General features: G+C 69.0%; 8 protein-coding genes. 2 read left to right on the top strand and 6 right to left on the bottom strand.

The genetic code is table 11. From position 1 onward, the window contains the following. Positions 1–33 precede the first annotated feature (33 nt). Positions 34–1,719, bottom strand: coding sequence for a ribonuclease J (locus ACFY0K_RS25035; RefSeq protein ID WP_390641731.1), 1,686 nt, complete (start codon positions 1,717–1,719; stop codon positions 34–36). 253 nt (positions 1,720–1,972) lie between these two features. On the opposite strand from ACFY0K_RS25035, the gene ACFY0K_RS25040 reads away from it, so the two are divergent. Further along, positions 1,973–2,317 carry a peptidylprolyl isomerase gene (locus ACFY0K_RS25040; RefSeq protein WP_390641732.1) on the top strand — a complete coding sequence of 115 codons (345 nt, stop codon included), beginning with the start codon at positions 1,973–1,975 and terminating at the stop codon, positions 2,315–2,317. Positions 2,318–2,581: 264 nt separating this feature from the next. On the opposite strand, the gene ACFY0K_RS25045 is transcribed toward ACFY0K_RS25040, so the two are convergent. Genes ACFY0K_RS25045 through ACFY0K_RS25065 form a run of 5 tightly spaced genes read right to left on the bottom strand, consistent with a single transcriptional unit; the run spans position 2,582 to position 5,673 of the window. After that, a complete protein-coding gene (locus ACFY0K_RS25045) occupies positions 2,582–3,217 on the bottom strand; it encodes a DUF6875 domain-containing protein (RefSeq protein WP_390641733.1) in 636 nt (211 codons plus the stop codon). After that, positions 3,214–3,777, bottom strand: a complete 564-nt coding sequence (locus tag ACFY0K_RS25050) for a hypothetical protein (protein WP_390641734.1) — start codon at positions 3,775–3,777, stop codon at positions 3,214–3,216. Before ACFY0K_RS25050 ends, ACFY0K_RS25045 begins: the two co-directional genes overlap by 4 nt. Before the next feature lie 9 nt (positions 3,778–3,786). After that, the gene (locus ACFY0K_RS25055; RefSeq protein ID WP_043382691.1) at positions 3,787–3,987 is read right to left on the bottom strand and encodes an MbtH family protein; all 201 of its coding nucleotides are present in this window, start codon (positions 3,985–3,987) and stop codon (positions 3,787–3,789) included. Between the two features lie 46 nt (positions 3,988–4,033). Beyond that, positions 4,034–4,270 carry an acyl carrier protein gene (locus tag ACFY0K_RS25060; protein ID WP_390641735.1) on the bottom strand — a complete coding sequence of 79 codons (237 nt, stop codon included), beginning with the start codon at positions 4,268–4,270 and terminating at the stop codon, positions 4,034–4,036. Continuing rightward, entirely contained in the window at positions 4,267–5,673 is a 1,407-nt protein-coding gene (locus tag ACFY0K_RS25065) for a class I adenylate-forming enzyme family protein (protein WP_390641736.1), read from the bottom strand. The genes ACFY0K_RS25060 and ACFY0K_RS25065 overlap by 4 nt, the downstream gene beginning before the upstream one ends. A 619-nt stretch (positions 5,674–6,292) precedes the next feature. Between ACFY0K_RS25065 and ACFY0K_RS25070 the strand changes: the two genes are divergently transcribed. Continuing rightward, positions 6,293–9,957: amino acid adenylation domain-containing protein (locus tag ACFY0K_RS25070; protein WP_390641737.1), on the top strand; the 3,665-nt coding region annotated here is incomplete at its 3' end.

Below are 9,957 nucleotides of genomic sequence, written 5' to 3' on the forward strand. Positions count from 1 at the left end.
GCCGGAACCGGGACCGGGCTGCCGGGCTGTGGTTCAGGCGTCGATGATGACGGGGATGATGAGGGGCTTGCGGCGGTGGGTGCGGAACGCCCAGTTCGCGACGGCGCGGGCGACGAGTTGTTCGAGTAGGCGCGCGTCGCCGACACCTTCCTCGGCCGCGGTGGCCAGGGTCTTCTCGATGACGGGGATGACCGGCTCGAAGGTGGTGTCGTCGTGGACGAAGCCCCGGGCCAGGAAGTCGGGCGCCTCGGCGAGGGTGCCTGTGTCTGCGTCGACGATCGCCACCACCGTGACCACGCCTTCGGCGGCGAGAGTGAGGCGGTCCTTGAGGGACGCTTCGGTGGCGCCGCCGACTTCCATACCGTCCACGTAGACGTTGCCGGCGGGGACCTTGCCGGTGATGGACGCGCGCCCGTCGACCAGGTCGACGACGACGCCGTCCTCGGCGATGACGACCCGGTCGGGGTCGACACCGGTGCGGATGGCGAGGTCGCCGTTGGCCCGCAGGTGGCGCCATTCGCCGTGCACGGGCATGACGTTGCGGGGTTTGACGATGTTGTAGCAGTAGACGAGTTCGCCGGCGCTGGCGTGCCCGGAGACGTGCACCTTGGCGTTGCCCTTGTGGACCACGTGGGCGCCCCACCGGGTGAGTCCGTTGATCACCCGGTAGATGGCGTTCTCGTTGCCGGGGATGAGGGAGCTGGCGAGCAGGACGGTGTCGTCCTTGCCGATGCGGATCATGTGGTCGCGGTTGGCCATCCGTGACAGCGCGGCCATGGGTTCGCCCTGGGAGCCGGTGCACACCAGAGTGATCTTGTGGTCCGGGAGCTTCTCCAGCTCCTTCGTGCTCACGACCAGACCGGAGGGGACCTTCAGATAGCCCAGGTCACGGGCGATGCCCATATTGCGGACCATCGACCGGCCGACGAAGGCGACCTTACGCCCGTACTGATGGGCGGCGTCCAGGACCTGCTGGATGCGGTGCACGTGGCTGGCGAAGCTGGAGACGATGATGCGGCGCGGCGCGGTGCGCATCACCTGCTCGATCGCCGGATTCAGCTCACGCTCGGAGGTGGTGAAGCCGGGTACTTCGGCGTTGGTGGAGTCGGTGAGGAACAGGTCCACGCCCTCTTCGCCGAGGCGGGCGAAGGCGCGCAGATCGGTGATGCGGTCGTCGAGAGGGAACTGGTCCATCTTGAAGTCGCCGGTGTGCAGCACCATCCCGGCCCGGGTGCGGATCGCGACCGCGAGGCTGTCGGGGATGGAGTGGTTGACCGCCACGAACTCGCAGTCGAAGGGCCCGAAGCCACGCCGGTCGCCCTCCCGCACCCGCACCGTGCGCGGCCGGATGCCGTGTTCCTTGAGCTTGGCCTCCAGGAACGCCAGCGTCAGCTTGGAGCCGACGACGGGAATGTCGGACCGCTCGCGCAGCAGGTACGGCACGCCGCCGATGTGGTCCTCGTGGCCGTGGGTGAGGACCACGGCCACGATGTCGTCCAGCCGGTCCCGGATCGAGGTGAAGTCCGGCAGGATCACGTCCACGCCGGGCTGGGTCTCCTCGGGGAACAGCACACCGCAGTCGACGATGAGCAGCTTGCCCGCGTGCTCGAAGACGGTCATGTTGCGGCCGATCTCACCTAGGCCGCCCAGGGCGGTGACCCGCAGCCCTCCTTCGGGAAGGGGCGGGGCGGCTTTCAGCTCGGGGTGCGGATGGCTCATACCCTGACGGTACCCGGAGAGCGGGACGGGGTGATCCATTGCCTGTGCGGTCTCCTTCTCCCGACGGAGCGGGATACCCGCAGCGGGTGCCTCGTGGGCCTCGGCGTTGGTCCACTGGCGAGGCCCCATGAACTCGCCGACGAGGTCGCGCAGGTGCGCCTCGGCCGTGGTCTCACGCCGGGCCCGGTAAGTCGAAGGTGACGTCCGTGACGGCGAGGGTTGGTCACAGAGTGTAGTCGAGGACGAGCTGCCGGTGGACCTGCCGCCGGCACCGACCGGCGTCCGTCGCTTTGCCGGGCGTGGGTTGCCGGCGACGGCCAACGCCGGCCCGAGCACGAACGGTTCGCAGTTCGTCATCGTCTACGGCATCTCCGCGCCGCGACCGGACTACACGGTGTTCGGCACGGTCGGTGCCGCCGGCCTGAAGGCGCTCGACAAGATCGCTGCTGGCGGTATCGAGCCAACTTCGCGGGCCCGTCGCCTCTCGACGCCATGCCCGTGCTGCGGACCGACTGCTCAGCGTCCGGCCGTCCTGCCGGCCGTGATGAACTGTGGTGCGGTCACCATGGGGCCGGCTATGTGCCTGGTCTCACGGTGACGTGAAGTCGCCGTTGCTGACCGACTCATGCTGCATTGGCGCCAGCATGAGTCGGAGAGCACGCCCCTGGACGGGCTTGGCCAGGCCCAGCGGCTGACGTTCGTTCTGCATGACCCGACCAAGGGGTGCGGCCGCACGAGCCGCGAGGCTGACCCACAAGCAGTCGCTCCCAACGGCCCCGGACCGGTTTCCGGACATGTCTCGCCGGTGGGGGACTCCGACACTGTCGGAGTCCCCCACCGGTGGCCAAGCGGTCGCCGGTACCTACGGCGGCGGACCACCGTAAGCCTGCTCGGCCTCCTGGTAGCGCTCCGCCAGGAGCGCGTCCATCACGGTGGACCCCGGTCCGAAGAACTTGCCGAACCGCTCCCGGTACTGCTGGAACCAGTGCGGTCGCTCGGACAGGAAGAAGACGTCGTGCAGGGCGATGGCGCGGATGGCGAACAGGGGCAATGGTGCCTTGCTCACCGTGAAGCGGGGGTTGCGGGCGGCCGTCACCTCACAGTTCTCGTGGAACTGGCCGATCATGAGCCCCTGTGCCACGAAGGCGTCCTTCACCCGGGCATGGGCCTGGTCGAGCAGTCCGGTGTCCTCGCTGCGCAGGTCGGGAAGGGCGACCACCATGGCCCGCAGCATGGGATTGCGGCCCTGCCAGGTCGTCAGCTCGTACTCCCGCAGACTGCTGAGGGCGATCTCCTCGACGAGGTCGAGGGTCGGCGCGTGACCGGCCAACCGCAGGCGGATCTCCATCGTCCGGTTCTTGCGCGAGGGGGCCACGAAGGGACAGATGGGCCCTGTGCGGCCGATCTCGGGGTGGCTCGCTGAGATGTACTCGGTGAGCCATTCCTCGACGGTCTCCAGCGTGGACGCGAAGTCGACCAGGGATGCCGTGGACATCATGACGCACCGGTCAGTTCGGCGACGCGGTCGACGGCGACACGTGCGAGCCGCTGGATCTCCGACTCATCCGGGACACGGGCGTTGACGAAGGTGAGAATGTCGTCCTTGGCGACGATCACCCAGGCGGTCTCGATGCGGAAGTGGTCGACGGTGGACAGCCACCGCACGAGAAAGCCGCCGTCTCCCAGCTCGACAGGGCCCAGATCCACCCTTGAGATGTCCAGCTGCACGCCGTCGTTGAGTTCCATCCGATACTGCGCGCAGGCGTGCACCGCGTCGAAGAGCTCCTGGTAGATCTGCCGGCAGGTCCCGTGGCCGAACTCGGCGACATGGTGGAACACCACCGACCCCACCACGTTCGTGAACAACGCGGACGCGTGGTGCACCGTCTCGGGATGTGTGCCGTGCGTGAGCATGTTGGTCAGGTCGACGATGGCCCGCCCCGACTCGTCGCCGGAGACGTAGACGGGATCGTAGGCGGCGCTCGGCTCCTCGCCGTAGAACGACTCCTCGAGGTCCTCCTCCCGTAACAGCAGCTGCTGGAATGCGGCGTCGTCCATCGAGGTCTCCTATCGGCGCACGAGGCTCAGTGGGCGCATGTCGGTCCAGTGCTCCTCGACGTAGGCGAGGCAGGTCTGGCGGTCGCTCTGGCCGAGCGCGACCGTCCAGCCCGCGGGCACCTCGGCGAACGAGGGCCACAGCGAGTGCTGGCCCTCGTCGTTGACGAGCACCAGGAAGGTGCCGTCGGGGTTCTCGAAGGGGTTGCTCATCATCGCTCCCTGCGCAATGCCGTCGGATGAGGGACGGGTGTGCCGATCAGTGCTCCCGCGCGACCCTGGTCACGTAGGTGTGGATGCCGTCGATCGAGGTGAACTGGGCCATGTCGTCGAACTGCGGCTCGATGACCACGCCGTGCCGCTCCTCCAGGACGTGCTGAAGGACCACCAGCGTCAAGGAGTCGATCACCAGCTCGGCGTCGTCGGTCAGCTCCTCGGGCGGCCCGAATCCTGCGTTCTCGGTCAATATCGCTCTGAGGTCGTCTTTCGAGATCATCGGTCCCCCTGCGCCCGCGAGGGCGATTCCGACAGGACGCGTCGTCCGTGCATCAGCGCACGGTCGCGGATCAGCTTCCCCATGGAGTTCCGCGGCAGCAGCCGCGTGATGTGGAACCGCTTGGGGATCTTGACAGGGCTCAGCCGCTCCCGGCACCAGACCGTCAGCTCGTCCGCGCCGACGGCGGGATCGGCGCCCACGAACGCCTCGATGACCTCTTGGTGCGTCACGACGGCCTCCGTCACCCGCTCGTGGGCCAGGAGGACGTTCTCCACTTCCGTGAGGTCGACCTTCAGTCCGCCGATCACCGCCAGCGAGTCGGCCCGGCCGAGCATGCTGAGCACCCCGGTCACGGGGTCCTGCCGGACCCGGTCGAAGGTCCGCAGCCAGCCATCCCGGTAGCGGTCGGCGTGCTCGCCGTACAGATACGGCGAGCGGTCCATCCGCACATACAGCTCCTCGTCGACGACCTTGACCTCGGTCCCCGGCACGGGGAGCCCCAGCTGCGGAGGGACGGACGTGCCGGACAGGTCACCCGCGATCAGTCCGATCTCGGTCAGTCCGTAGACCGGGCTGATCGGCAGGCCGAAGCGCGCGCGGAAGTTCTCGTACGTCTCCTGCGGCACCCGCTCGCCGCCGGACACCGCGAGGCGCAGTGCGGGCAGTGGGGGCCGGTCGGCGACGCGGGACAGCAGGTCGTAGTGAACGGGCGTCCCGTAGACGGCGGTCGTTCCGGTGGCCGCCATGAGCGGTACGACCTCGGCCGGGCGCAAGGTCGGCGGGATGATCAGTGTCGCCCCGGACGCGAGGGCGTGCAGCACGCCACTGACCAGGCCCATGTTGTGCATGACCGAGTTCAGCAGCATCATCCGGTCGTCCGCGCCGGGGATTCCGGGAAGGGCGGCGTGCCGGTCGATTTCGGCCAGCACGGAGTCGGCGGGTCGGCCGATCACCTTGGGCCGGCCGGACGAGCCCGAACTGAACTGCACCAGTCGTATGCCGTCGATGGCGGGCCGGCCGTCCGGCAGCTGTTGGACCGCGAAGTCCGACTCCTGACGGAATCCGGCCACCGGCCCTCCGGCGTCGGCCGCGGCGACGAGGTACTGCGGACGCACCTGCTGGACCAGCGGTGCGTACTCGGCCGGCTTCAGCCGGAAGTCGACCAGGACCACCTGCGCCCCGCGGCTCCACAGGGCCAACAGCACCTGGATGTACGTGAAACTCGGCGTCATCCTCAGGAGAACCGAGCTGCCTTCGCCGATTCCCTGGTTCCGGAAACGCTCCTCGAACTCGGCCACCGCACTGCGTAACTGTCCCCGGGTGACCGAAGCGCTTGACACGGCCCATGGGTCGTCGTCCGCCCCGCGGTTCAGCAGATGACTCACCCACTGTGTTTTTGCCATACGGGCTTCCTTTTGTGAAACAGCTTCGGGAAACGTGCGATCGGCATTTGTGGAAATTGAAGCTAACACCGTCGATAAACGACGGGCAAGAGCCGCCGATCAAGGCGGGTCGCCCCGCGGGCGACGCGGGGGTCCTGACGCCACCCGCCGCACCGGCAGGGCGCCGCCTGCGAGAAGGGCGGTGCGTCCGGCGTGTGGTGGGCGGCCGTCGTGTCCCGCCGCACGTGCGATCGGTGGGCCTCCATCAGTCGATCCAGAGGGAGTTGGCCGCCGGGCCGCATCGGCGGCCACCGGGGCCGATACCGGGTGTGCGGGCGGGTCCCGCCGGGTTGGCCCGTGTGTCCCGCCGGCGGGACAGGGCGCCGGACATGCACCTGGCATAGCCGGTTGATCTCCTTGACCCTCCGGATCTCCCAGGGTTAGGTTTCCCTCAGTCGTGTTTCCGGGCGGTTACGTCCGGCTCCTGTACGCATGCGGCGATCCGTATCGCTCCGACAGTACGGAGTTCGCCGTATCACTTCTGCGTGATCGAATTGGCGACGCGTTTTCCAGGACATTGTGAGTTTTTCATTCCTGTCTCTCCGGCCGTCCGTGCGGGGGAATTTTCGGAGGTGGAGACTTGTCCGTCAGTGCCGGTAGCACGCTGCCCCTCACGGCTGCGCAACGCGAAATATGGATCGCCGAGCAGCGGCTGGGGAGAGGGAATCGAGTTTTCCGGGTGGGGGAGTACCTGGAGATCCACGGGGGTGTGGACCCGGAGCTTTTCGCGCAAGCCCTGCGGCTCGTCGTGGGCGAGGCGGAGGCGCTGCACGTCCGCTTCGTCGAGGAAGGTGACGAGGTCTGGCAAGCCCTCCGAGAGCCTGCCGACTGGCCGCTCGCGGTCACCGACCTGAGCACGGAGCCGGACCCCGAACAGGCCGCCCGCGACTGGATGGACGCCGCGGTCGCCCGGCCCATGAACCTGACCGAGGACCGGCTGTTCGAGTACGCGCTGCTGAAGGTGAGCGCAGACCGCTTCTGGTGGTACCAGGGCTACCACCACGCCGTGATGGACGCCTTCGGGTCCCTGCTGATCACACGCCGGGTCGCCGACGTCTACACCGCACTCGCCCGAGGCGGCCCGGTGGAAGCGAGCCCGTTCGGCACGCTGTCCGACCTGATCGCGGCCGAACAGGCCTACCAGGTATCGGAGCAATTCGCCCAGGACGGAGCGTACTGGACGGAATGCTTCGCTGACCGTCCGCGACCGGCAGGCCTCGTCGGCACGCCGTCGACCACGCCGGAGCGCTATCTCCGGCACACCACCGCATGGGAGCCGGCGGAACACACGGCGCTGCGCGACGCGGCCCGCCGGGCCCGCACCCCTTGGTCGCACCTGGTCATCGCCGCCGCCGCCCTCCACGTCCACCGGACGACCGGCGCGGCCACCGTCGTCCTCGGCCTGCCGGTGACGGCACGCCTCACCCAGGTGGAGCGACGCACTCCCGGCACGGCTGCCAACGTCCTACCGCTCCGGCTCACGCTACGACCGGAGCTGACACTCGGCGAACTCATCACCCAGATCGGTGAGCGCGTGCGCGAACTGGGCGGCCACCAGCGGTACCGGGCCGAGGACATTCAGCGCGACCTCGCACTGCCCGGCCGCATGGGGACGTGGTACGCACCCGTCGTCAACGTCATGTCCTTCGACTACGCGATCACGTTCGCCGGACTGCCGACCACCGCGCACAACCTCACCTCCGGCCTGGTGGGCGATCTCACCCTCGCCGTGTGGGACCGGCGGGACGGCGCCGGGCCGGTCGTCGACTTGAACGCCCACCCCGAACTGTGCACGCAGGACGAACTGGCCGTTCACCACCGGCGCCTGCTCACGGCTCTGCGAGCCGTCACGGCAACGGATTCCTCCCGGCCGATCGGGCGGATGGATCTGCTGTCCGCGCAGGAGCGGGCGGCTGTGCTGGCGGGGCCGGCTGCTGTGGTGTCGTCGCGGGTGACGTTGCCGGAGTTGTTCGAGGCGCGGGTGGTGGCGGCGCCGGGTGCGGCGGCGGTGGTGTGGGAGGGTTCCACGCTGTCGTACGGGGAGTTGAACGAGCGGGCGAACCGGCTGGCTCATGTGCTGGTGGGGCGTGGTGTCGGTCCGGAGGACGTGGTGGCGGTGGCGCTGCCTCGCAGTGCGGACCTGGTCGTCGCGGTCTTGGCGGTGCTGAAGGCGGGCGCGGCCTACCTGCCTCTTGATCCGGCCTATCCGGCGGCTCGGGTGGCTCACATGGTCGGCGATGCGCGGCCCGTTCTTGTGCTGACGACGACCGGGCACCGTCCTCCGGCGGACACCGTCGCCGTGACGCCGGTGCTGCTGCTGGACGCGCTCGACGTGACGGATCAGCCCTCCGGCAATCCCGTCACCGCTCTCGCGCCCGATCATCCCGCCTACGTCATCTACACCTCCGGCTCCACCGGCCGACCCAAAGGGGTCGTCGTCGCCCACCGCAACGTGGTGCGGCTCTTCGACGCCACCCGGAAGTGGTTCGGTTTCGGTCCCGACGACGTCTGGACGCTGTTCCACTCGTACGCCTTCGACTTCTCCGTCTGGGAGCTATGGGGAGCGCTGCTGCACGGCGGCCGACTCGTCGTGGTGCCCTACGAGGTCAGCAGGACGCCGGGCGCCTTCCTCGACCTGCTGGCCGATCACGGCGTCACCGTCCTCAACCAGACGCCGTCGGCCTTCTACCAGTTGGCACAGGCCGACGCCGACGCCTCCTCGCCGGGCCGCGAACTCGCCCTGCGGACCGTGGTGTTCGGCGGTGAGGCACTCCAGCCGTCCCGCCTCGCCGACTGGTACCGGCGCCACCCCGACGACACGCCGGCCCTGATCAACATGTACGGCATCACCGAGACCACGGTCCACGTGACGTACCAGCCGCTGACGCGGGAGCGAGCAACCGCGGCGGTAGCCAGCGTCATCGGCGTCGGGATCCCCGATCTGCGGACCTATGTGCTCGGTCCGGGGCTTGAGTTGGTGGCGCCCGGTGTGGTGGGGGAGTTGTACGTCGCGGGGGCCGGTGTCGCCCGCGGCTATCTGGGCAAGCCCGGCTTGACGGCCGAGCGGTTCGTGGCGGACCCGTACGCGTCCGAGCCGGGCGCGCGGATGTACCGCACCGGTGACCTCGTGCGCTGGAACCAGGACGGCGAGCTGGAGTTCGTCGGCCGCGCCGACCACCAGGTCAAGATCCGCGGTTTCCGCATCGAACCCGGCGAGATCGAGAACGTGCTGACCGACCACCCCGACGTCGCCGAGGCCGCGGTGGTGGTCCGGGAGGAACAGTCCGGCGATGCCCGTCTCACCGCCTATGTGGTGGCACGGGGAGCCCTCCGCGACGGCGAGGTACGGGACTTCGCGCGGGACCGGCTGCCCGACTACATGGTGCCGGCGGCCGTCGTCCTACTGGACCGCATGCCGCTCACCGCCAACGGCAAGCTGGACAAGGCGGCACTCCCGGAACCGGACTTCACCGCGCCCAGGTCGGGGCGGGAGGTGCGCACGCCGCAGGAGCAGATCGTGTGCGATCTGTTCGCGCAGGTGTTGGGGCTGCCGTGGGTCGGCGTCGAGGACGACTTCTTCGACCTGGGTGGGCATTCGCTGCTGGCCACCCGCCTCATCGCCCGGATCCGCGGCGCGTTCGGAGCCGAGTTGGAGCTCCGTGCACTGTTCGACGGGCCGACGCCGGCCGCGGTGGCGGCACTCCTCGACACCGCCGGACCCGCTCGGCCGCCCTTGGCGGCGCGGGAACGCCCCCCGGCCCTTCCCCTCTCGTCCGCCCAGCGGCGGCTGTGGTTCCTGCACAAGATGGAGGGGCCGAGCGCCACTTACAACATTCCCCTCGTCGTACGCCTGACCGGCACGTTGGACCGTGACGCGCTGCGGGGTGCCCTCGGTGACGTGGTGGCCCGGCACGAGAGTCTGCGGACGGTGTTCCCCGAGGCCGACGGCACGCCGTACCAGCACGTCCTCGACCGTGTGAGCGTCGAGCTGCCCACCACGGACATCACCGAGACGGATCTGCCGAAGGCACTGAAGTCAGCGGCCCGGCACCCCTTCGACCTGGCGGCCGAAATCCCCCTTCGCGCCGAGTTGTTCACGGTGTCCGAACACCGACACGCGCTGCTGCTCGTCCTGCATCACATCGCGGGTGATGGTTGGTCGTTGGGTCCGCTCGCGGCCGATCTTACGCGTGCGTATACGGCGCGGGTGGAGGGGCGGGTGCCGGAGTGGTCTGCGTTGCCGGT

Source organism: Streptomyces sp. NPDC001507 (assembly GCF_042894765.1).
Lineage (GTDB): Bacteria > Actinomycetota > Actinomycetes > Streptomycetales > Streptomycetaceae > Streptomyces.

Bases quoted from the DNA above. Each gene is read 5' to 3' on its own strand.
- ACFY0K_RS25035 (WP_390641731.1), bottom strand. From the start codon at position 1,719: ATGAGCCATCCGCACCCCGAGCTGAAAGCCGCCCCGCCCCTTCCCGAA.
- ACFY0K_RS25045 (WP_390641733.1), bottom strand. From the start codon at position 3,217: ATGATGTCCACGGCATCCCTGGTCGACTTCGCGTCCACGCTGGAGACC.
- ACFY0K_RS25050 (WP_390641734.1), bottom strand. From the start codon at position 3,777: ATGGACGACGCCGCATTCCAGCAGCTGCTGTTACGGGAGGAGGACCTC.
- ACFY0K_RS25055 (WP_043382691.1), bottom strand. From the start codon at position 3,987: ATGAGCAACCCCTTCGAGAACCCCGACGGCACCTTCCTGGTGCTCGTC.
- ACFY0K_RS25060 (WP_390641735.1), bottom strand. From the start codon at position 4,270: ATGATCTCGAAAGACGACCTCAGAGCGATATTGACCGAGAACGCAGGA.
- ACFY0K_RS25065 (WP_390641736.1), bottom strand. From the start codon at position 5,673: ATGGCAAAAACACAGTGGGTGAGTCATCTGCTGAACCGCGGGGCGGAC.